This is a genomic window from Pseudomonas sp. S2_C03 (genome assembly GCF_054668405.1).
The window spans coordinates 4,884,533-4,906,763 of the sequence record NZ_CP162766.1; the positions used below are offsets into that span (position 1 = coordinate 4,884,533).

The 22,231-nt window shown below is 61.6% G+C and carries 20 protein-coding genes and 1 riboswitch; of the genes, 6 read left to right on the forward strand and 14 right to left on the reverse strand.

Features of this window, described 5'->3' with window-relative positions; translation table 11 throughout:
• Window positions 1–109: 109 nt before the first annotated feature.
• The 9 genes from AB4N64_RS22495 to AB4N64_RS22535 form a co-directional block, all read right to left on the reverse strand.
• Window positions 110–823, reverse strand: a complete 714-nt coding sequence (locus AB4N64_RS22495; protein ID WP_460118630.1) for a PqiC family protein — start codon at window positions 821–823, stop codon at window positions 110–112.
• A 176-nt stretch (window positions 824–999) separates the two neighbouring features.
• The gene (gene parC, locus AB4N64_RS22500; RefSeq protein ID WP_460118632.1) at window positions 1,000–3,267 is read right to left on the reverse strand and encodes a DNA topoisomerase IV subunit A; all 2,268 of its coding nucleotides are present in this window, start codon (window positions 3,265–3,267) and stop codon (window positions 1,000–1,002) included.
• 7 nt (window positions 3,268–3,274) lie between these two features.
• Complete coding sequence (locus tag AB4N64_RS22505; RefSeq protein ID WP_460118634.1) at window positions 3,275–3,799, reverse strand: retropepsin-like aspartic protease family protein; 525 nt, start codon at window positions 3,797–3,799, stop codon at window positions 3,275–3,277.
• Window positions 3,796–4,779: an esterase-like activity of phytase family protein gene (locus AB4N64_RS22510; protein WP_460118636.1), complete on the reverse strand. Its 984-nt coding sequence runs from the start codon at window positions 4,777–4,779 to the stop codon at window positions 3,796–3,798. The genes AB4N64_RS22505 and AB4N64_RS22510 overlap by 4 nt, the downstream gene beginning before the upstream one ends.
• The gene (parE, locus tag AB4N64_RS22515; RefSeq protein WP_460118638.1) at window positions 4,779–6,686 is read right to left on the reverse strand and encodes a DNA topoisomerase IV subunit B; all 1,908 of its coding nucleotides are present in this window, start codon (window positions 6,684–6,686) and stop codon (window positions 4,779–4,781) included. Before parE ends, AB4N64_RS22510 begins: the two co-directional genes overlap by 1 nt.
• Window positions 6,687–6,740: 54 nt before the next feature.
• Window positions 6,741–7,349, reverse strand: a complete 609-nt coding sequence (locus tag AB4N64_RS22520; RefSeq protein ID WP_460118640.1) for a YqiA/YcfP family alpha/beta fold hydrolase — start codon at window positions 7,347–7,349, stop codon at window positions 6,741–6,743.
• A gap of 182 nt (window positions 7,350–7,531) precedes the next feature.
• Window positions 7,532–8,347 carry a 3',5'-cyclic-AMP phosphodiesterase gene (gene cpdA / locus AB4N64_RS22525; protein ID WP_460118642.1) on the reverse strand — a complete coding sequence of 272 codons (816 nt, stop codon included), beginning with the start codon at window positions 8,345–8,347 and terminating at the stop codon, window positions 7,532–7,534.
• An 83-nt stretch (window positions 8,348–8,430) separates the two neighbouring features.
• The gene (locus AB4N64_RS22530) at window positions 8,431–8,883 is read right to left on the reverse strand and encodes a DUF1249 domain-containing protein (protein ID WP_460118644.1); all 453 of its coding nucleotides are present in this window, start codon (window positions 8,881–8,883) and stop codon (window positions 8,431–8,433) included.
• On the reverse strand, window positions 8,874–9,491 hold the full coding sequence (locus AB4N64_RS22535) for an NUDIX domain-containing protein (RefSeq protein ID WP_460118646.1): 618 nt from the start codon (window positions 9,489–9,491) through the stop codon (window positions 8,874–8,876). Before AB4N64_RS22535 ends, AB4N64_RS22530 begins: the two co-directional genes overlap by 10 nt.
• A gap of 222 nt (window positions 9,492–9,713) precedes the next feature.
• Between AB4N64_RS22535 and AB4N64_RS22540 the strand changes: the two genes are divergently transcribed.
• The gene (locus AB4N64_RS22540; protein WP_460118648.1) at window positions 9,714–10,460 is read left to right on the forward strand and encodes an RsiV family protein; all 747 of its coding nucleotides are present in this window, start codon (window positions 9,714–9,716) and stop codon (window positions 10,458–10,460) included.
• Here AB4N64_RS22540 and cytX read toward each other — a convergent pair.
• Window positions 10,429–11,721 carry a putative hydroxymethylpyrimidine transporter CytX gene (gene cytX / locus AB4N64_RS22545; protein ID WP_460118650.1) on the reverse strand — a complete coding sequence of 431 codons (1,293 nt, stop codon included), beginning with the start codon at window positions 11,719–11,721 and terminating at the stop codon, window positions 10,429–10,431. The genes AB4N64_RS22540 and cytX overlap by 32 nt on opposite strands.
• Window positions 11,722–11,824: 103 nt before the next feature.
• A complete protein-coding gene (thiC, locus tag AB4N64_RS22550; protein WP_460118652.1) occupies window positions 11,825–13,714 on the reverse strand; it encodes a phosphomethylpyrimidine synthase ThiC in 1,890 nt (629 codons plus the stop codon).
• A gap of 161 nt (window positions 13,715–13,875) precedes the next feature.
• Window positions 13,876–13,981, reverse strand: a riboswitch (TPP riboswitch).
• A gap of 196 nt (window positions 13,982–14,177) precedes the next feature.
• Between thiC and AB4N64_RS22555 the strand changes: the two genes are divergently transcribed.
• Window positions 14,178–15,611: a TolC family outer membrane protein gene (locus AB4N64_RS22555; RefSeq protein WP_460118654.1), complete on the forward strand. Its 1,434-nt coding sequence runs from the start codon at window positions 14,178–14,180 to the stop codon at window positions 15,609–15,611.
• 58 nt (window positions 15,612–15,669) lie between these two features.
• Here AB4N64_RS22555 and waaA read toward each other — a convergent pair whose 3' ends face one another.
• Window positions 15,670–16,947: a lipid IV(A) 3-deoxy-D-manno-octulosonic acid transferase gene (waaA, locus tag AB4N64_RS22560; protein WP_460118656.1), complete on the reverse strand. Its 1,278-nt coding sequence runs from the start codon at window positions 16,945–16,947 to the stop codon at window positions 15,670–15,672.
• Between the two features lie 11 nt (window positions 16,948–16,958).
• The gene (locus tag AB4N64_RS22565) at window positions 16,959–17,855 is read right to left on the reverse strand and encodes a LysR family transcriptional regulator (protein WP_460118658.1); all 897 of its coding nucleotides are present in this window, start codon (window positions 17,853–17,855) and stop codon (window positions 16,959–16,961) included.
• A gap of 102 nt (window positions 17,856–17,957) precedes the next feature.
• On the opposite strand from AB4N64_RS22565, the gene AB4N64_RS22570 reads away from it, so the two are divergent.
• From AB4N64_RS22570 to AB4N64_RS22585, 4 genes are all read left to right on the forward strand, one after another.
• The gene (locus AB4N64_RS22570; RefSeq protein ID WP_460118660.1) at window positions 17,958–18,290 is read left to right on the forward strand and encodes a DMT family transporter; all 333 of its coding nucleotides are present in this window, start codon (window positions 17,958–17,960) and stop codon (window positions 18,288–18,290) included.
• Window positions 18,291–18,405: 115 nt separating this feature from the next.
• On the forward strand, window positions 18,406–19,581 hold the full coding sequence (locus AB4N64_RS22575) for an NAD(P)/FAD-dependent oxidoreductase (RefSeq protein ID WP_460118662.1): 1,176 nt from the start codon (window positions 18,406–18,408) through the stop codon (window positions 19,579–19,581).
• Window positions 19,578–20,390, forward strand: coding sequence for an aldo/keto reductase (locus tag AB4N64_RS22580; RefSeq protein ID WP_460118664.1), 813 nt, complete (start codon window positions 19,578–19,580; stop codon window positions 20,388–20,390). Before AB4N64_RS22575 ends, AB4N64_RS22580 begins: the two co-directional genes overlap by 4 nt.
• 31 nt (window positions 20,391–20,421) lie before the next feature.
• Window positions 20,422–21,387: a metal ABC transporter ATPase gene (locus tag AB4N64_RS22585; RefSeq protein ID WP_460118666.1), complete on the forward strand. Its 966-nt coding sequence runs from the start codon at window positions 20,422–20,424 to the stop codon at window positions 21,385–21,387.
• 21 nt (window positions 21,388–21,408) lie between these two features.
• On the opposite strand, the gene AB4N64_RS22590 is transcribed toward AB4N64_RS22585, so the two are convergent.
• Window positions 21,409–22,212 (reverse strand): hypothetical protein, encoded by an 804-nt coding sequence (locus tag AB4N64_RS22590; protein WP_460118668.1) that lies wholly within the window; start codon window positions 22,210–22,212, stop codon window positions 21,409–21,411.
• Window positions 22,213–22,231 lie beyond the last annotated feature (19 nt).

Below are 22,231 nucleotides of genomic sequence, written 5' to 3' on the forward strand. Positions count from 1 at the left end.
GTAGGAGCGAGCTTGCTCGCGATGGAGCCGGCAGAAGCCCTGAAGATCCTCCAGAAACAACAAAGCCCGCACGTTCGCGGGCTTTGCTTTAAACCAAATCAAACCAACCTCAAAACCTGAACACTTCCATATCGGTACGGATCGGCGCAGCCATCGGGATTTTTGGCTGTTTTTCCTGCTCGACCGCCGGCGCCGCCGGCTTGGCTGCCGGTTTGCGTGGTGCTTCGGCAATCGGTGGCTGGTTGGCCAGTGGCTTGAGCGCCACGGACAACTGTTCGGCCAAACGCTGCAATAACACGCCCTGGGCCTGCACCTGGGCCGCTGTGCCGCCGGCGTGCTCCTCTTGCAGGTGAACGATGCGGTTATCGCGAACCTGGCCACGGCGGTCGATCAGACGCCATTGCGCATCGAGGATCGCCGGTTGTGATTCGCCCGAGTCCAGGCGGGTAATGGTCAGCAGTACCTGGACATCCGGGGTGAAACCGAGGGTCGCCGGGGCCAGTACCACACGCTGGCTGTCCAGGTGACCCGCCACCTGGCGCAGCAACAGCTGATCGATATCCGCCGACAGGCTACCCGCCCAGCGACCGTCAATCGATGCCTGCAGGCTGCCATCCGGCTGACGTTGCAGCAGGGTTTCGCGTTGCAGGTAGTCGGCAACCGTTACCGGGCCGAGTAAAACCGCCATACCTGCGGCTTGCGCAGGCTGTGCCGGACTTCCGCTGTCCAGCTGATACAGCGACACCGGCTGGTGAACGCTGCAACCCGCCAGGCCAAGAACGCCGGCGAGCATCAAAATAAAAGGAAGGCGCAGAGCAGTCATCATCCCGTCCAGGTGGTCGCTACAAAGCGGACCACAGTGAAAATACTCAATAAATATGAAGAACGCTCGGTTACACCGGCGCTTGAAAGGGCACATCATCCGTGAATATGCGCTCCGACTCCAGCGCCAAAGCGCCGATCTACGCGTTAAATCGCAGATCCGGCGCTCTAGGACGCTTAATTGAGGTTTTCGACGAGCAGCGCATCGACCCGCTGGAAGCCACGTGGCAATTTGTTACCACGACGACCACGCTCACCCTTGTAGTGTTCGAGGTCGTCCGCTTTCAGTGACAAGGTACGTTTTCCAGCCTGAAGCACCAAGGTGGCGCCTTCGGGAATGACGGCGATGTCCGTGACATATTCTTCGCGATTGGCCACGCGCTCACCGGAAATACCGATGATCTTGTTGCCTTTGCCCTTACCTAATTGTGGCAGATCGCTGATCTTGAAAATCAGCAGGCGACCTTCGGTGGTCACCGAGGCCAGCCAGTTGTTCTCACGATCAGCCACCGGACGCGGCGCAATCACTTTCGAATTGTTCGGCAGGCTCAACAGGGCCTTGCCCGCCTTGTTCTTGGCCTGGAAGTCTTCACCCTTGACCACGAACCCGTAGCCGGCGTCGGAGGCGATCACGTAGAGCGAATCGTCTTCAGGCATCAGCACACATTCGAAGTTCGCCCCTGGCGGCGGCGTCAGGCGACCGGTCAACGGCTCACCCTGGCCACGGGCCGACGGCAAGGTATGAGCGGCCACCGAATAGCTGCGACCTGTGGAGTCGATAAACACCGCGTACTGGTTGGAGCGCCCTGCCGCCAACGCCTTGAAACCATCCCCGGCCTTGTAGGAAAGCCCGGTGGCGTCGATGTCGTGGCCCTTGGCGGAGCGAACCCAGCCTTTTTCAGACAGCACCACACTGACTTTCTCGTTAGGCAGCAGATCGTGTTCGGTCAGGGCCTTGGCTTCGGCGCGCTCGACGATTGGCGAGCGACGATCGTCGCCATAGGTTTCGGCATCCTTGATCAGCTCGCTGCGCACCAGCTTCTTCAGCTTGGCTTCGCTGCCCAGCAGCGCTTGCAGCTTGGCCTGTTCCTTGAGCAATGCATCCTGCTCATCACGCAACTTCATTTCTTCCAGTCGCGCCAACTGACGCAAGCGGGTATCGAGAATGTAGTCGGCCTGGATTTCGCTCAGGGCGAACCGTGCGATCAGGCTCGCCTTGGGGTGTTCCTCAGTGCGGATGATATGGATCACTTCATCCAGGTTGAGGTAGGCAATCAGCAAGCCGTCCAACAGGTGCAGGCGGCGTTCGACCTTGTCGAGGCGGAATTGCAGGCGGCGACGCACGGTCTTCACCCGGAACTCCAGCCACTCGACCAGCAGCGCTCGCAGGTTTTTCAGCTGCGGCTTGCCGTCCAGGCCGATGATGTTGATGTTGACCCGGTAGCTGGACTCCAGATCGGTGCTGGCAAACAGATGCTGCATCAGCGCGTCGTGGTCGAAGCTTTTTCGCGCCCCGGGAATGATCACGATGCGGCATGGGTTCTCGTGGTCGGATTCGTCGCGCAGATCGGCGATCTGCGGGGCTTTCGACGGTTTTGCCTGCATCATGGCCGCGATCTGTTCCAGCACCTTGGCCCCGGAGACCTGGTGCGGAAGCGCGGTGACAATGATGTCGCCATCCTCAATATGGTACACGGCGCGCATGCGCACCGAACCGCGACCGGTTTCGTAGATTTTCAGCAGATCGGCGCGAGGGGTGATGATTTCCGCTTCGGTCGGGTAATCGGGGCCCTGGATGTGTTCACAGAGCTGTTCGACCGTGGCCTTGGGCTCATCGAGCAAACGCACGCACGCGGACGCCACTTCACGCAGGTTGTGCGGCGGCACGTCAGTGGCCATGCCCACGGCGATGCCGGTGGTGCCGTTGAGCAGGATGTTCGGCAAACGTGCCGGCAACACCAGCGGCTCGTCAAGGGTGCCGTCGAAATTCGGCCCCCAGTCCGCGGTGCCCTGACCCAGTTCGCTGAGCAGCACTTCGGAGTAACGCGACAAACGCGCCTCGGTGTAACGCATGGCAGCGAAGGACTTGGGATCGTCCGGCGCACCCCAGTTACCTTGCCCATCGACCAGCGTGTAGCGATAGCTGAATGGCTGGGCCATCAGCACCATGGCTTCGTAGCAGGCCGAATCGCCGTGGGGGTGGAACTTGCCGAGCACGTCACCGACGGTACGCGCCGATTTCTTGTGCTTGGAATCAGCGTCAAGCCCCAACTCGCTCATCGCATAGACGATGCGGCGCTGTACCGGTTTCAGGCCATCGCCGATATGCGGCAGGGCACGGTCCATGATCACGTACATGGAGTAGTTGAGGTAGGCATTTTCGGTGAAGTCAGACAGTGACCGGCGTTCTACACCGTCCAGGCTGAGATCAAGGGAGTCGCTCATGCGGGCCTCATCGGTTCGTTGTCTGGCGCAGCAGCATGGTGCCACCGCGCTGGGTAAATTCAAGTTTGTTCAGCGCGCTCATACCGAGCAGCACCTGATTGCCATCCAGGCCGGGTGCGACCAGCGCACGAACATCGCGCAAGACGATGTCGCCGACCTGCAAACGATCGATCCGGGTACGGTAACCCTGGCTCAGGCCGTTTGCCGTACTCAGGGTCACCCCAAAGCCTTCTTCAAGTTTCAACCGCTTGGCCAGGTCCGCCGGGATCGAAACATCCGTCGCCCCGGTGTCCAGCATGAAATCCACCGGCTGGCCGTTGATCTGGCCGCTGGCGACGAAATGCCCCTGTTGATTGCTCACCAGTTTCACTTCGATAAAGCCATCGCCCTGTTCGGAGCTGACGATAACGTTCGGGTTGTTCTGGCGTGCTTCCCATTCACCGAAAAACCGCGTGGCCAGGAACAGCCCGGCGCACCAGGCCAGGATCAGCAAGACCCGACCGGCGCGCTTGCCCGGCGCCTGCTCAGTCACGGCGTGGCACCCCAGCCGCCTTGCGGCGCGGCAAAGCGCCAGACAATTGGGCGTGTCTCGCCATCGGCCCGGGCACCGTCGTTGTTGTCGATGCCGATCCACGCGCCATCGGCGTCAATGATCAACGCTTCGGCCAAACCATAGCTCTGAGAATAACGTCGGTTTTCCTGCAACGCTTCATCGGCAAACGACCAGCAACGCTCGACCTTGGCTGTCACCGCATCACGGCGGCAAATCTCGAATGCATTGCGTTCCAGGGTAAACAGCTTGCCGTTGAACAGGGACAGGTCGGAAAAATCCCGCGACACCGCCCTCGCCTTGGGGAACTGTGCCGGTTGCATTTCCACTCCGGCTTCGCTCAGCAACACACAACCGCCGTCGCAATCCCAGAGCGTTTGCTGGCGCTTGATTTTCAGCAGGCCACGGCGCTCACGCTCCGCCGCCAACCACAACTGATCGCCAGCCGGGTTGATTGCCAGGCCTTCGAACAGCGCATTGAAGTGCAACAGCATGCCGCTGGCCCGTGCCTCGCGCACCAGCAATGGCGAAATCCTCAGCCAGGACGTGGCGCCGTCTGCCGGCACTTGCAGCACTGCCGCATGTGCCTCGCTGACAATGTAGCGATTGCCGGCGTTATCACAGGTGATGCCTTCGAAATCCAGGTCGCCCCCCCGCACGAACGAGGCCGCCCAGGTCCGCGAACGCAAACCCCAGGGCAAACCGCTGTCCGGTACAGGCGGCACGTCAATGTGCACGGCTTGCGCCTGCCAGACCGTATCGCTGGCCTGCAGGCGATAGATCTGATCGTCATCGCGATCGGAAACCGTCCACAGCTCCTTGCCGCACAAGGCCAGCCCTGACAGGTTGCCGCCGCGCATCCCTTCCACGGGATGCTCGGACAACAGGCGCAACTCCGGAACCGGTTCGGCAAAAGCCGAAACGCAGGTCAACAGGCACGCCAGGGCAAAGCCAACCCGCATCAGGCAAGAACCTCGGCGAGGTTGCCTTTGGATTCGAGCCAGGTTTTACGATCGCCGGCGCGTTTTTTCGCCAGCAGCATGTCCATCATTTCCGAGGTTTCGGCGAAATCTTCACCCAGGGTGAGCTGCACCAGGCGCCGGGTGTTCGGGTCCATGGTGGTTTCGCGCAGTTGCGGCGGGTTCATTTCACCCAGGCCCTTGAATCGGGTGACCTGCGGCTTGCCGCGTTTCTTCTCGGCAACGAGGCGATCAAGAATCCCGTCGCGCTCGGCTTCGTCGAGGGCGTAGTAGATTTCCTTGCCCAGGTCGATGCGGTACAGCGGCGGCATCGCCACGTAGACGTGACCGGCCTCTACCAACGCACGGAAATGCTGGACGAACAGCGCGCACAGCAGCGTGGCGATGTGCAGGCCGTCGGAGTCGGCGTCGGCGAGGATGCAGATTTTGCCGTAGCGCAGCTGGCTCATGTCCGCCGCGCCTGGATCGACACCAATGGCCACGGCGATGTTGTGCACTTCCTGGCTGGCCAGCACTTCGCTGCCGTCGACTTCCCAGGTGTTGAGGATCTTGCCACGCAGCGGCAGGATCGCCTGGAACTCCTTGTCCCGTGCCTGCTTGGCCGAACCACCGGCGGAGTCACCTTCCACCAAAAACAGCTCGGAGCGCATCGGGTCCTGGCCGGCACAATCAGCCAGCTTGCCTGGCAGGGCCGGGCCCTGGGTAATACGCTTGCGCTCGACCTTCTTGCTGGCCTTGAGCCTGCGACCGGCGTTGTTGATCGCCAGTTCGGCCAGCAACATGCCGGTTTCCGGGTTGGCGTTGAGCCACAGGCTGAACGCGTCCTTGACCACGCCGGAGACGAATGCCGCCGCTTCCCGGGACGACAGGCGCTCTTTGGTCTGGCCGGAGAATTGCGGCTCCTGCATTTTCATCGACAGCACGAAGGCGATGCGCTCCCAGACGTCTTCCGGCGCCAGCTTGACGCCGCGCGGCAACAGGCTGCGGAACTCGCAGAACTCACGCATGGCATCGAGCAAGCCCTGGCGCAGGCCATTGACGTGGGTACCGCCCTGAGCAGTCGGGATCAGGTTGACATAGCTTTCCTGAACGCTGTCGCCACCTTCGGGCAGCCACAGCAGCGCCCAATCCACCGCTTCCTTGTTACCGGCCAGGCTGCCGCAGAACGGCTCGTTCGGCAGGCGCTCGAATTCGCTGACCGCATCGACCAGGTACGAGCGCAGGCCATCTTCGTAATGCCACTCGACTTTCTCGCCGGTGCCTTTGTCTTCAAAGCTCACCAGCAGCCCGGGACACAGCACAGCCTTGGCCTTGAGCACGTGCTTGAGGCGGCTGATGGAGAATTTTGGCGAATCGAAGTATTTCGGGTCCGGCGCAAAAAATACACTGGTGCCGGTGTTGCGCTTGCCGACGGTGCCGACCACTTCCAGCTCGGTTTTCTTGAAACCGTCGGCGAAGGTCATCTGGTATTCGTTACCGTCACGCTTGACGCGCACCCGCACTTCGGTCGACAGGGCGTTGACCACGGAAATACCCACCCCGTGCAGACCGCCGGAGAACTGGTAGTTCTTGTTGGAAAACTTGCCGCCCGCGTGCAGCTTGGTGAGGATCAGCTCGACGCCCGACACGCCCTCTTCGGGGTGAATGTCCACGGGCATGCCACGCCCGTCATCGCAGACTTCCAGCGAATGGTCGGCATGCAGGATGACCTGCACGGACTTGGCGTGGCCGGCCAGGGCTTCGTCGACGCTGTTGTCGATGACTTCCTGGGCGAGGTGGTTCGGCCGACTGGTGTCGGTGTACATCCCGGGGCGTTTGCGCACCGGGTCGAGGCCCGAGAGGACTTCGATGGCGTCTGCGTTATAAGAGCTAGCGCTGGGAGTGGCCATGGGGTCTCTTCGTCCGCCTGTATAAAAAATGTTCGATAAAAAAGGAGCGAAGGCTCACAAAGCTGTGAAATCCATCGCCTGATACACATCTGCGCCGATGCCGGCAAAACTCAGCATTGCCGGCAATCGCTCGGCAAAACCCTGGAAACCATGATCGCCACCAGCCTGGATGCGCAACGCACAGGCCCGGTAATACTGCTGGGCGAGTCGATAGTCCAGTGTTTCATCACCGGTTTGCAACCACACCTGATATCGCTGCGGGTCCTGGGGCGCCGGCACTTCCAGTTCGGCCAGCGCCGTCACGTGGTCGTGGGTCAACTCCCAGGCCTCATCGGTGTACAGGTTTTTCTGCGTTCCCAGGAATCCGTCGAACATCCGGTGCGGACTGACGGCAGGGTTGATCAACAGGGCCTTGAGGCCATGGCGCTCGGCCAGGTGAGTGGCATAGTAGCCGCCGAGCGAGCTGCCGACCAGCAATGGCCGTCCCAGCTCCCCGATGGCCTGCTCCAGTTGCGCGATGGCTTGGCGCGGGTGGTGATGCAAGGCCGGAACCCGCAAGTGATCGCTCAAGCCCAGCCGTTCCATTACCTGCATCAACTGCGTGGCCTTTTTCGAGGCGGGTGCGCTGTTGAAACCGTGGATATAGAGGATCGAACCGGACATTGGAGCTCCCTGGGTGTCGGGTGAGGAAGGCGGAGTTTACAGGGAAGCGGGGGCGCCTGTACCGGCCTCATCGCGAGCAGGCTCGCTCCTACAGGGGAGCGGGTCCAACTGTGGGAGCGGCGGTGCGACGATTCGACTTGCCCGCGATGGGCGCGCCTCGGTCTCAGATCAAGCCAACAACCTCAATAGCCATTAGACCCATAATCCACAGTGAACTCGAACCCGGTCACCCGCTCTACCCCGGTCTCGATCTGCCCATCGGGCAGCAACCGCAGCCAGCGATAACCTGGCGCCTGCTCGCCGACCTTGAAATCGGCGCTGCCCGGCTCGAACTGAATGCAGGTCGAAGGCGAGGCGATCAGTCGCAAGTTGTCACGCACTTGATCGATTTCCTGATGCACATGCCCCCACAACACGGCACGCGCCTGGGGAAAACGGTCCAGCACAGCGAACAGTGCGTCAGGGTTGCGCAGGCCGATTGGCTCCATCCAGGCGCAGCCGATCGGCACCGGGTGGTGATGAAAGCACACCAGGTGATGGCGATCCGGCGCTTCGCTCAGGGAACGCGCCAGCCGTTGCAATTGCTCTTCCTGCAAATACCCCGGCACGGACCCCGGTACGGCCGAGTCAAGCAAGGTGACCCGCCAGTTGCCGATGTCCACGACCGGATCCAGCAGTGCACTCTGCACCGCCGCCTCGGCCATGACCTGCGGCTCATCGTGGTTACCGGGAATCCAGCGGGCTGGCGCGTCCAGGGGGCGAGTCAGGTCGCGAAACTGCCGGTAGGACTCCAATGTTCCGTCCTGGGAAAGGTCGCCGCTGGCAATGATCAGGTCGATCCGAGGCTGTTGCTGCCGGACCAGTTCGATGACCTTTTGCAAGCTTTGCCGCGTGTTCATGCCCAGCAGCGTGCCATCGGCCTCGGCAAACAGATGGCTGTCAGACAGTTGCACCAGTAGCGCCGAATCGGCGGTGGTCAGTGTGGATACGCTCGGCAAGACGTTCTCCCAGGGCTCGAGTGACGCAATTATGCTGGGGGACGTGCAAAAGAGGAAACCCGTGAACCGGACGCAGTTCACAACTAACGAACGACTTCGTACTCGTGCCCCAGCGCCAGGCAATGGCTCAGCCACTCGCCCAGGAACATGTTCAACTGGGCCTTTTCGTCGGGCTGGTGCATCGCGGCATTGGGGTAAGGATAGATGCCGCGAAAGCGCCGTGCATGTTCGGCACTGACCACTTCGGCCATGCACGCATCGTGGTAGACCTGGACCTCCAGCTGCGGCACCGGCAGCCACGGCAGGCTGTGCTCCTGGCGCACTTGCAGGGTCGTGGTGTACGGGCAGACCTGCAACACCTCAAGGGCAAGCACGCCGAGCATCTGGTCGCCGTGAGTCACGGCAATGCGCCGCGCTGCGGGTTCGCTGCGCATGTCGGGCAGCAGTCGCATCAGGCGCGCGTAGTTGGCCTCGCAGGAAGCTTGCAGCCCCGCCAGGTCGACCCGGTAGCGATCGCGCAGCTTGTTTACGACCATAGCCCCCTCACTTCAACGCGGTTCAATGCCAGCCATTGCAAGGCAATGATGCTCGCCGCGTTGGCAATTCGCCCATCGCGCACGGCTTGCAAGGCATCTTCGAAGGCCCAGACCGTCACGCGGATATCTTCAGCTTCTTCCTCCAATCCATGAAGGCCCCCCACCCCGTTCGTTTCGCAGCGCCCCAGGAACAGGTGCACGAATTCGTTGCTGCCGCCAGGCGATGGAAAATACCGGGTCATCGGCCAGAGCGCCCCGAATACCAGCCCAGCTTCCTCCTGCGCCTCGCGGTGAGCAACTTCTTCCGGCACTTCGTCCTTGTCGATCAGACCAGCGACCAATTCGACCAACCACGGATTGTCGGTCTTGCCCATGGCGCCAACCCGAAACTGCTCGATCAGCACCACTTCATCGCGCCGCGGATCGTAAGGCAGCACGCACACCGCATCGTGGCGCACAAACACTTCACGACTGATTTCGCGGCTCATGCCACCGGCGAACAATTCGTGGCGCAAGTGCACGCGGTCGAGCTTGTAGAAGCCCTGGTAGCACTTTTCGCGCCGAACGATCTCCACGGCGGTCGGAATGGCGCTGGCAAAATCGGTCATGACAATCCTCGTTTCCACAAATCCGATCCGAGGTTCGCTTCTTGCCACCTCGACTTCGCGCCATCCTAACGCGCCCGTGACGTTTGATGCAGCCCCTTTCCCGCCAGCGGGATGGACGGTGAGGGAGAAACCCACTCTAATTAGCTTAGTGGCGAACTGACGGCCTGCTCGAGAGTCGAAGCGGATACCTTTTCGCCTTTCCCTGTTTGATGAAGGACGCCCATGTCGCTTTTCAAATTCGCCTCCGTGGCGGTCATCGCCCTGACCCTGGGCGCTTGCCAGAGCTTGTTCCAACCCAACTATCGAGTGCCGCTGGAAGTCACCCGCGACACTTCCGAGCAGTTGAAGCCAGGTTGCACGAGTGCCGATTGCCCGCTGGTGAACATCGACACGCTGCGCTTCCCCGGCGAGCCCGCTCTGGACGGCATCGTCGAAAAGCGTTTGCTGCAAATGACCCGCACCTCGCCCGACGCCCCGGTGGCGCCAACGCTGGCGGCCTATCGCGATGAGTTCCTGCGCACAGCGCCACCGCGTAACAGCAGCTATTTGCAGGCCAAGGTACGTGAGCAGCATGACGGCTTGGTGATCATCGAATTTGCCAGCTATCTGGACACCGGAGGCGCCCATGGCACGCCGGGCCGCGGCTTCGTCAACTACTCGCGCCCGCAGCACAAGGTGCTGACCCTGTCTGACATGCTGCTGCCGGGCCAGGAAGAGGCATTCTGGAAAGCCGCGCAGGTGGCGCACAACAGCTGGCTGATCAGCACCAAGCTCGATCAGGAAGCGGAGTTCGTGAAGAGCTGGCCGTTCCAGAAAACCCAGAACGTGGCGCTGACCTATGGCGGGGTGATCCTCAAGTACGAGACCAGCAGCATCGCGCCTTATGCGCTGGGCCATGTCGAACTGAAGATCCCCTACCCTCGCCTCAATGGCATTCTCAAGCCCGAGCTGTTTCCCGGCCGTAGCTGAAGGCCCGACCCAGGATGAGTTGCAACAGCCCTGCCAGGATCAGCGCCGGCAGGGTGGCGCCGATATCCGGATACAGGTTGGCCAGCAGATGGTAGGTGCTGATACCGCCCAGCCAGGCGAGCAATGCCGGCCAGCGCAACGCGGTTGACGCAACCTGGCCACTGCGTTTGCGCAGGATGAAGTGGTCCACCAGCACCACGCCGAACAGCGGTGCGAACACCGAACCGATCAGCAACAGGAAGTTCTGGTACTGGGCCAACGGCGCCAGCAGGGCGATCAAGGTGCAGATCACGCCGATGGCCAAGGCCAGGTGCTCGACTTTCAGGCGCAACAGGATCCCGCTGGAAACCGCTGCCGAGTGAATATCGGCGAAGGCGTTCTCCGATTCGTCCAGCAGGATCAGCAGCAACGGGATGCCCAGTCCCGCGCCGGCCAGTGCCAGCAACAAAGCGTTCACTTCACCACTGGGCGCGAACGCCAGGGTGTAGGCCACGCCAAGACTCATCAGCCAGAAGTTACCGATGAAAAAGCCCACGGCCGTACCGCCGAACACGCTTTTCGCGCGTTTACCGAACCGCGAATAGTCGGCAATCAGCGGCAGCCACGACAGTGGCATGGCAATCGCGATGTCGAAGCCCACGGCGAATGGCATCGAGCCGTCGCCTGCCTGGGCCCACAACGCGGCCAGGTCGGCCTTGGCGAACAGGTTCCAGGTCAGCCAGGTGCAGGCGGCCAACAGCAACCAGATGCCCCACTTACGCAGGATCTGACGCACAAACGTCAATGGACCGCTGACCGCGAGCAGGGTCGCCAGGCCGCCGAAGAACACGGTCCACAGCAGTGGATTGGCCAGCAGGCTGCCTTCACTGAAGGCCCGGGCGCCCAACAGGCTGGCGGCATCGCGCATGACGATGATTTCGAACGACCCCCAACCGATCAGTTGCAGCAGGTTCAGCACCGCCGGCAGGCTGGCACCTTTGGCGCCGAGGCTGAGTTTCAGTGCGGCCATCGATGAAAGGCCAGTGTCACTGCCAATCACGCCGACCGCCGCCAGCAGGAGGACGCCGACCAGGGTGCCGAGGAATATCGCCAGCAAAGAGCCGGACAGGCCAAGACCCGGCGCAAGCAACGCACCGGTCTGCAACACCATCAGGCCGATGCCTAGGGAAAACCACAGGGAAAACAGATCACGACCACCGAACACACGCTTGTCGGCGGGTACCGCGATGTCGGGGGAGTAGGTGCTGGGTTGGATGCTCAAGGGGGTTGTCTCAGAGAAATGATAGCCACAAGCCGCAAGCTTCAAGCTGCAAGAAAAAGCCGGCATTACGCGCGCTCTTTACTTGCAGCTTGCAGCTTGTCGCTTAAACCTTTTTGTAAAGCTGACTGCCTTCCTGCTTGAAACGCTCGGCCTGTTCCGCCAGGCCTTGGGCAACATCCGCATCGACCGTGTCGATCCGTTGGTTGGCCGCGTACTCGCGCACTTCCTGAGTGATTTTCATCGAGCAGAATTTCGGCCCGCACATGGAGCAGAAATGCGCGACTTTGGCCGAGTCCTTCGGCAGCGTCTCATCGTGATACGAACGAGCCGTGTCCGGATCCAGGCCCAGGTTGAACTGGTCTTCCCAGCGGAACTCGAATCGCGCCTTGCTCAAGGCATTGTCGCGGATCTGCGCGCCCGGATGCCCCTTCGCCAGATCGGCGGCATGGGCGGCGATCTTGTAGGTGATGATGCCAGTCTTCACGTCATCCTTGTTCGGCAGGCCCAGGTGTTCCTTGGGCGTCACGTAGCAGAGCATGGCGCAACCGAACCAGCCGATCATCGCCGCACCGATGCCGGAGGTGATGTGGTCGTAGCCGGGGGCAATGTCGGTCGTCAGCGGGCCGAGGGTGTAGAACGGCGCTTCGTCGCAGCACTCGAGCTGCTTGTCCATGTTCTCCTTGATCAACTGCATGGGTACATGGCCCGGGCCTTCGATCATGCACTGCACGTCGTGTTTCCAGGCGATCTTGGTCAGCTCGCCCAGGGTTTCCAGTTCGCCGAACTGCGCTTCGTCGTTGGCATCGGCAATCGAGCCCGGCCGCAGGCCATCACCCAGCGAGAAGCTGACGTCGTAGGCCTTCATGATTTCGCAGATGTCTTCGAAATGCGTGTAGAGGAAGTTTTCCTTGTGGTGCGCCAGGCACCATTTGGCCATGATCGAACCACCGCGCGAAACGATGCCGGTCACCCGCTTGGCGGTCATCGGCACGTAGCGCAGCAGCACGCCGGCGTGGATGGTGAAGTAGTCGACACCTTGCTCGGCCTGCTCGATCAGCGTATCGCGGAACAGCTCCCAGGTCAGGTCTTCGGCCACACCGCCGACTTTTTCCAGGGCCTGGTAGATCGGCACGGTGCCGATCGGTACGGGCGAGTTGCGAATGATCCACTCGCGGGTTTCGTGGATGTGCTTGCCGGTGGACAGGTCCATGACCGTGTCCGAACCCCAGCGAATGCCCCAGGTCAGTTTCGCCACTTCTTCTTCGATGGACGAACCCAGGGCGCTGTTGCCGATGTTGCCGTTGATCTTCACCAGGAAGTTACGGCCAATGATCATCGGTTCCAGTTCGGTGTGGTTGATGTTGGCCGGAATGATCGCGCGGCCACGGGCGATTTCATCACGCACAAATTCCGGGGTGATGACTTTCGGCACGCTGGCGCCAAAGCTGTGGCCGGCGTGCTGCTGGTCCAGCAGACCCGCGGCGCGCGCCACTTCCAGCTTCATGTTCTCGCGGATGGCAACGTATTCCATCTCGGCGGTGATGATGCCCTGGCGCGCGTAGTGCATCTGGGTGACGTTGGCCCCGGCCTTGGCCCGGCGCGGGTTGTTGACGTGGGCGAAGCGCAATTGGGTCAGCTCGGGATCGGCCAGGCGCTCCTGGCCGAAGTTCGAACTCAGGCCGCTCAGGCGCTCGGTGTCACCACGGGATTCGATCCACGGTGAGCGCACATCGGCCAGGCCTTTGCGCACGTCGATGATGACGTTGGGGTCGGTATACGGGCCGGAGGTGTCATAGACCGTGACCGGGGCGTTGACCTCACCGCCGAAGTCGGTCGGCGTCACGTCGAGGCTGATTTCACGCATCGGCACGAGGATGTCCGGACGAGAGCCCTGGACATAGATTTTTTGCGAGCGGGTAAACGGCTGAACCGATTGCTGATCGACTTGCGCCGAATCACTGAGGTTGGTTGTATTTTTTAGTTTTATCGTCATCACGGGCTCTCCAGACGGCATCCAGGCATTGGAATTTTGTCGGAGCGAACCTGTGACGAATGGACGCACGAATGCTGGAAACCAGCTGTGCTGTGCTCAGTGCTCGAGGGGTAGTTCGATGGCGAACAACATCCCGGACGAAGCACAAGAGGACTCGCCGGGTGACGAGAAATCTTGTTCCCTACGCAGGCGCTAACCTGATCAGGTTCAACGGGATCCGAAATGATTCGATCTCAGCCTCATAGCAAGGCACCCCGACAAGAACCCGGCCAGTCTAGACACAACTGGCAAGGAACGCCAACACCGCGGCAATCACCATGATGAATGGCGTAATTGCAGGATTGTTGCCGCTCGTATGCGCAACTACACTCGCTACGCCGCATAGCGCCTTGACGCTGTGCAGCCCGCGCCTTAACTTGGCGCCTGAATTATCAGCGTCATATCACTTTTTAGGGATCGCCTCATGCTGCGCAAACTCTCACTGGCCGTTGCCGTGTCTTGTGCGTCCAATGGAATGGCCTGGGCAGCAGAAGCGCCCCTGGCGACCAACACCGACCTGGTCAGCGTCTACCAGGAAGCGGTGGACAATAATGCCGACCTGGCCGCCGCCCGCGCCCAGTATGGCGCCCAGAAGGAAGTCGTGCCCCAGGCCCGCGCCGGTCTGCTGCCGAACCTCTCAGGTGGTGGCGAGGTGGCCAATGTACGCACCGACATCAATCAACCGTCGGCCATCGCCAACCGCAGCGCCAACTCCTATCAGGCTACGCTGGCGCAGCCACTGTTCCGTGCCGACCGCTGGTTCCAGTACCAGGCCGCCAAGAACGTCAACGAACAAGCGGCGTTGCAACTGTCGGCGACCGAGCAGAACCTGATTCTGCAAACCGCCGAAGACTACTTCAACGTACTGCGCAGCCAGGACACGCTGGCCTCGACCAAGGCAGAAGAAGCCGCGTTCAAGCGTCAGCTCGATCAGTCCAACGAGCGTTTTGACGTCGGCCTGTCGGACAAGACCGACGTGCTGCAATCCCAGGCCAGCTACGACACCGCGCGAGCCAACCGGATCGTGGCCCAGCGTCAGGTGGACGACGCGTTCGAAGCCTTGATCACCTTGACCAACCGCCAGTACAACTCGATTCAGGGCATGGTCCACTCGTTGCCGATCCTGCCGCCGGCGCCAAACGACGCCAAGGCCTGGGTGGATACCGCTGCCCGGCAGAACCTCAACCTGCTGGCGAGCAACTTCGCGGTCAGTGCCGCTGAAGACACCCTCAAGCAACGCAAGGCTGGCCACCTGCCCACCGTCGATGCGGTCGCCAAGTACCAACGAGGTGACAACGATGCCTTTGGTTTCAGTAACCCGAATGCGTTCGGCCAGGCCTACGGCGGCCCTGTCGAGCAAACCACGCTGGCGTTGCAACTGAACATTCCGATCTACAGCGGCGGGCTGACCAGTTCGCAGGTCCGTCAGTCGTATGCACAACTGGACCAGAACGAACAGCAGCGTGAGAGCCTGCGTCGCCAAGTGGTGGAAAACACCCGCAACCTGCACCGCGCGGTGAACACTGACGTGGAACAGGTTCAGGCGCGCAAGCAGTCGATCATCTCCAACCAGAGCGCGGTTGAAGCGACCGAAATCGGTTATCAGGTGGGGACGCGCAACATTGTCGACGTGCTGGATGCCCAGCGTCAGCTGTACAACTCGGTGCGCGACTACAACAACACCCGCTACGACTACATCCTCGACAACCTGCGTCTGAAACAGGCCGCCGGAACGCTGAACCCGGGGGATCTGCAAGACCTGAAACGCTACCTCAAGCCCGACTACAACCCGGACAAGGACTTCCTGCCACCGGATCTGGCGAAGGCGGCAGAGGCTCAGCTCAAGGCACGGCCCTGATCATCAAACCGGGAATGCTCCCAGCTCGCTCCCACAAAAGTGAACGATCAGGCGGGGATCAGCGCTCGATCAACCGCCCCAACCCATCGAGCAGGCGCTGCAAGGCACCCTGATTGGTGCGCATCACCTTCAAACCGGCCTCGGCCATGCGCTGCGCATCGCGGGGTAATTCGAACAGACGTTGCACGGCCAGTGCCAGGCCGTCGGCGTCTTCCACTTCCTGCAACGCCCCGGCACTGCGCAACTGTGCAGCGATTTCCAGAAAGTTGAACAGGTGCGGGCCACTGATCACCGGTTTGGCCAGAGCCGCGGGCTCCAGCAGGTTGTGGCCACCGTTGGGCACCAGGCTGCCGCCGACAAACGCGCTGTCCGCCAGGGCATATAGAAACAGCAGCTCGCCCATGGTGTCGCCCAGCAACACCGACGTGCCGGCAGTCACCGGTTCGCCGGTGGAACGACGGATCGTGGAGAAGCCCTGCTGCCGGCATAGCTCGAACACCGAATTGAAGCGCTCCGGATGGCGCGGCACGAGGATCAGCAACGCATCAGGGTGACCGGTGAGCAATCGGCGATGGGCGGCCAGTACCACCTCATCTTCGCCGTCATGGGTACTGGCGGCGATCCAGACTGGACGTTCCTGCGCCTGCCATTGCCCGCGCAGATCGGCGGCGCGCTGCAGCAACGCCGGGTCGATGGTCAGGTCGAACTTGATCGAGCCGGTCACCTCGACGGTCTCGGCACGGGCGCCCAAATCACGAAAGCGCTGGGCTTCGGCTTCGGTCTGCACGGCGAACAGGCTCATCTCGGCAAGCATCGGTTGCGTCAACTTCCAAAAGCGTGCGTACCCCCTTGCGGAGCGCTCGGACAGCCGCGCATTGGCCAAGGCCACGGGAATCCCGCGTTTGGCACATTGATGGATATGGTTGGGCCACAACTCGGTTTCCATGATCACGGCCAGCGTAGGCCGGACCCGATCCAGGAATCGCGCGGCAGCGCAAGGCAGGTCATACGGCAAGTAGCAATGCTGGATGCGCGGCTCATTGGCGAACAGGGCCTGGATGCGCTCGGAACCAGTCGGGGTCATGCAGGTGACGGTGATCGGCAGTGTCGGATAGCGTTGCAGCAATGCGCGAATCATCGGCGCCGCGGCAATACTTTCGCCAACGGACACCGCGTGCACCCAGATACCGCCCGGCTTCATGGCCGGCTGCCCAAGGGAGAAGCGCTCGCCAATGCGTTTGGCATAGGCCGGCGCCTTGCGCGCGCGCAGCCACAAGCGAATTGCTACCAGTGGCAGCCCCAGGTAAAACAGCGCGGTGTAGAGAGTTCTATTCATGGCGGCGGAGTTTATCCACTTTTGCCGCCGATCGCCTGCAAGTGCACGGCAAATCGTTCCGCCAGCCAGCGAGCCGCAGGTCCGAGTGGCTCGTCGCGACGCCACACCAGTTCAACCACCAGCGCGGGTGGGGTCCATTCGCTGTCCAACTCAACCATCTGGCCGTGATAGGTGGGGTACTGCACCACATGCCGAGGCAGCCATGCCCAGCCCAGGCCACGCACCAGCCATTCGGCCATCACATAAAAACTGTCGGCGCGCCAGACCTGAGGGCTGGCCGGCTCGCTGCCGGGGTAGACACTGGACTGGGTGGACATCAGCAGTTGACGATGCTGTGCCAGTTGCTGGCAATCGACCCGCTCCCGTTGCGCCAACGGATGTTCAACACCACACACCGTGACCATCTCCACACTGCCCAGTACCCGTCGCTCAAGTGCCTCGGGAATCTGGTCATGGAAGAACAGCAACCCCAGATCGGCGCGACGCTCCACCAGTTTGCGCGCAACCTCGCCCTGCGCGGCGCTGGTCAACTGTACTTCCAGGCTGGGGAATTGCGCCGCAAGCGCCTCGAAACTTTCAATGATCGGCTGATAAGGCATTGCTTCATCTTGCGCCAGTCGCAGCCGCGCTTCCTCCCCGCGCATCATCGCCAACGCCCGGCCATTGAGGCGCTCGCACTGGCGCAGTACTTCCCGGGCCTCCTCCAGCAGGGCATTGCCAGCTTCGGTGAGCCTCGGCTGCCGACCGCTGCTGCGATCGAACAGGCTCATGCCCAGGTCTTCTTCGAGCAAGGCAATCGAACTGCTGACGGCCGACTGCGCCTTGCGCTGCTGTCGCGCCACCGCCGAAAACGATCGCTGCTCCGCTACGCTGACAAACAGGCGCAGTTGGTCCAGGTCCCATTGCATGATCAACCCATCTCCAAATCAGATAGGTAATGACTTTACCGCATCTGGCCAATCTCTAGAATGCCGACTCAGAACGCAACACGTCACACGAGGAGTCCGCCCATGACCGCTTACTACTATCTGGCTATCGCCATCTGCGCCGAAGTGATCGCCACGGTTTCGATGAAAGCCGTCAAGGGCTTCAGTACCCCGCTACCCCTGATTCTGGTCATCACCGGTTACGCCATCGCTTTCTGGATGTTGACCCTGGTGGTGCGCACCGTGCCGGTAGGGGTGGCGTACGCCGTGTGGGCGGGCATGGGCATCGTGATGGTCAGCGTCGCGGCGCTGTTCATCTACGGACAGAAACTGGACGTGCCGGCCATGCTGGGCATGGCGCTGATCGTGCTGGGCGTGGTGGTGATCCAGTTGTTCTCAAAAACAGCCGGCCATTAGCCCATCCACGAGCTTCAAGCGGCAAGCTACATGAGGGATATCTGCGCCTCTTGCTTGCAGCTTGAAGCTTGAAGCTTGAAACTTGCAGCTTCCTGGAAAACCCTGAGGTCGCTGCATGCCATCCGTTATTTCCACCGACGTTCTGATTGTCGGCGCTGGTGTCGCCGGCCTCTGGCTGAATGCACGCCTGCGCCGCCAGGGGTTCTCGACCGTGCTCGTGGAAAGCGCCAGTCTCGGCGGCGGGCAGAGTGTCAAATCCCAGGGGATCATCCACGGCGGAGCCAAGTACGCGCTTCACGGTGCGCTGACCGGCGCCTCGGAAGCCATCGCCGACATGCCGCGCCGCTGGCGCGAAGCGCTGGCCGGTGAAGGCGAGCTGGACCTGTCCGGCGTGCGCCTGTTGTCCGAAGCGCACTACCTCTGGTCGCCGGGCACCCTCGCCGGCAACCTCACCAGTTTCTTCGCCAGCAAAGCCGTGCGTGGCCGTGTCGATCAGGTCAAGGGTGAGCAACTGCCACCGGCCCTGCAGGACAAGCGTTTCAAGGGCAAGGTCTATCGCCTGGCCGAACTGGTGGTCGACGTACCCAGCCTGGTCCGGCGCCTGGCCGACCTCGCCGGCGACGGCCTGCTCGCCGGCCAGCATATCGAACCGCTACTCGCGGACGGCGAGCTAGTCGGCCTGAAGGTCGACGGGCGCGAGGTCCGCGCCCAGCGCATCGTCCTCAGTGCCGGTGCGGGCACGGCAGCATTGCTCCAGAGCCTGGGCCTGAGCCAGCCGGCCATGCAGCGCCGACCTCTGCACATGATCATCGCCAAGGGCCCGGGCCTGAAACCGCTGTACGCCCACTGCCTGGGCGGCGGCACCAAGCCCCGCATCACCGTCACCACCCACCCGGCCGCCGATGGCCAATGGGTCTGGTATATGGGCGGTGACATCGCCGAAGCCGAGGGCGTCGCCCGCGAGCCGACGGAGCAGATCGCGACCGCGCAGAAAGAGCTCGCGCAGTTGCTGCCCTGGATCGACCTGAGCACGGTGCAATGGGCGACCCTGCGGGTGGATCGTGCCGAGCCGTTGCAATCGGGGCTGACCCGCCCGGACAACGCGTTCCTCGCAGAAGAAGGCCGGCTGCTGGTGGGCTGGCCGACCAAACTGGCGCTGGCGCCGGACTTCGCCGACCGCGTCATCAGCGCTCTGCAACGTGACGGCATCCAGCCCAGCCACCCGGGGCCATTGCCAGAACTGCCGAAACCGCCGATGGGCGTCCCGGCCTGGGAGCAATTGCTGCCATGAGCGTACCCACACTGCACAGTCTGCATCGCCCCCTGGGCAGCACCGGCCTGCTGGTTTCCCCATTGGGCCTGGGCACGGTCAAACTGGGCCGTGACCAGGGCGTCAAATACCCCAATGGCTTCCAGATTCCCGACGATGAGGACGCACGCCGGCTGCTCAAGCTGACGCGTGACCTGGGTATCAACCTGATCGACACGGCGCCGGCCTACGGCCACAGCGAAGAGCGCCTCGGCCCTCTGTTGCGGGGCCAGCGTCAGGACTGGGTCATCGTCAGCAAGGTCGGCGAGGAGTTCGCCGACGGTCAGTCACGTCACGATTTCAGCGCGGCACATACCCGGCTCTCGGTGGAGCGCAGCCTGCAACGTCTGGAAACGGATTTCATCGACCTGGTGCTGGTGCACTCCGACGGCAACGATCTGGCAATTCTCAACGACAGCGAGGTCTATGCCACCCTTGCCACACTCAAGGCCGAAGGCAAGATTCGCGGTTTTGGTTTTTCCGGCAAAACTGTCGACGGCGGTTTGAAGGCGCTGAAGCAAGGTGATTGTGCAATGGTCACCTACAATCTGAACGAGCAGCACGAGAAAGCGGTCATTGACTATGCTGCTGCTCACGGCAAAGCCATCCTGGTCAAAAAAGCCCTCGCCAGCGGCCACGTCTGCTTGAGCCCGGGCGTGGACCCGGTGCGCGCCAGTTTCGAGTTGCTGTTTGCACATCCGGGTGTAGCCAGTGCTATTGTCGGGACCATCAACCCGTTGCACCTTGCCCACAACGTCGCGACCGTTGCCCAGGTTCTGGGCAAAAAATGATGCCGCCTCGCGGCCTTTAGCAGGAGCCGACATGCCGCGTACGCTCATAAGAAAGAACCCGAGCAACTTCAAGACCCTGCCGCTATTCGTGCAAGCGTCCCCCGAAGGCTTGAGTTACCAGAGCGTCGGCATGCCGCTCAATTTTTCCCAGACCCTGCATCGGCGCCGCCCGGTGACGGTGGCCGACAGCGAGCGGTTCGCCCTGGAACTGGCCAACCTCGGGGTCTCGGTGCGGCTGACTCTGCATTGGCAGAATCGTGATTACTGGGTGCTGGTGCGCCAGCGGCGGCAGGACCGCGGGGATGTGGTCCTCAAGCTGATTTCCGGTTACGTCCCCGCCCACGAACTGAACCTGCCGCTGCACACCGCTATCCAGGAGATTGCCGAGGAATGCCTGCTGGAAACCCCGGAAGGTTGGCTCGGTGGACGATTCAATGACACCTGGCTACCAGCGCCCTACTCGTCTGCATTGCACTACCGCGAGGCACTGCCTTTTCGCCTGACGCCACTATCCGGAGCGGCGCGGCCGGTGCGTTGCGCCAACCTGCCACTGATCGAACGGCCACAGGCCTATGTGCATCTGCCGACCGCCTCGCTGCAGTTGATCTATGACCTGCGCTTGGAAGTGCCCCGTGAGGCCAAGTCCCTGAGCCTGTTTCATGTCGACGAGCGGCTCGAAGGCGACCAATTGGTGGCACGCCTGGATCGCAAACGTCCGGACCTGTACCTGATGCCCCTCAAGGATGGCCGGCCGCTGGCCGAGCTGTACACGCTCAAGCGCGACAAGCTCATACCCGCCAGCACTCGCGGCCTGTACCTCGCCGAAAGCTTTGCCATCCAGCAAGGCTGGACCGTGAGCGAAGAGCGGATTCGCTGGAAAGAATGGGTGGTTCAACAGGGACTGCAAATACCGAAGGCACCCCGACAGGGCTTGAAGAAGCTGAGCGTCAAGGCCCTGGGGCTGGTTCGTCTGATGCGCGCAGGTCTGCGCAAGTAAACACCCACACCCCGGACCGGATCAGCTGCGCCGCTTGTCCATCCAGGTGCGCAGTCGCGCAAAGAAATGAAAGTAGCGATTCTCGCGCTTGCCCATGCCGCGCTTGGGCGAGAACGACTCTTCGGCAAATGCTCCGGTGATACGCACCCGCGAGGCTTGGGTGTCCAGGGTGCAAATCCTGGCCCCGGCCTGCTGCAAAGCGAACTTGAGCAGGCGCTCGGAGTGCAGTTTCCTGCCCGTCACCTGAGTGAACTCAAAAATTTTCTCGATCCTTTTGCCGTAAGCGGCGTAAGTGTCACGCCCACAAATCGCAAACCGATCATTGACCCCGCCCCACCATTGCCAGTCAGGAATGTAGCAATTACGCCGCCGGGCTTGCTCGCGCTCGAACACGTACGTGGGCAGTGCGGTGTGAAAGCAGATATCCGGTCTCACGAAGACCACGAAATCCGGTTTGAAGGACTCCATCATCGTCGTGACCGTGTGCAGCGAATTGAGTTGGAAGATCAGGTTGCGAAGCGAGGCATAATCATCCGCCCAGGTATCGCCCAGCGCTTTCACTTTTTCGAAATCCCAGCGCTCAAGCACGCCATCGGTTGAAGTCAGTTGTCCGGTCATGGACTTGAAGGGCTCGTAGTTGTCGGCCTTCAACTCTCCCTGTTCGCCCGAGCGCGAGTTCTGCACTTCGTTGATTTCATACAGATGGTAAAAACACTTCACATTGCTGTTCGAAGGCAGCCGCGAAAGGACGTTTTCTTGAATGGAAGGAAAGCAGACCTGCGAATTTCTAGGGATACCAAAAAAAGCCACTGCAATATTCAACACTCGACAGCACCCCTTAAAA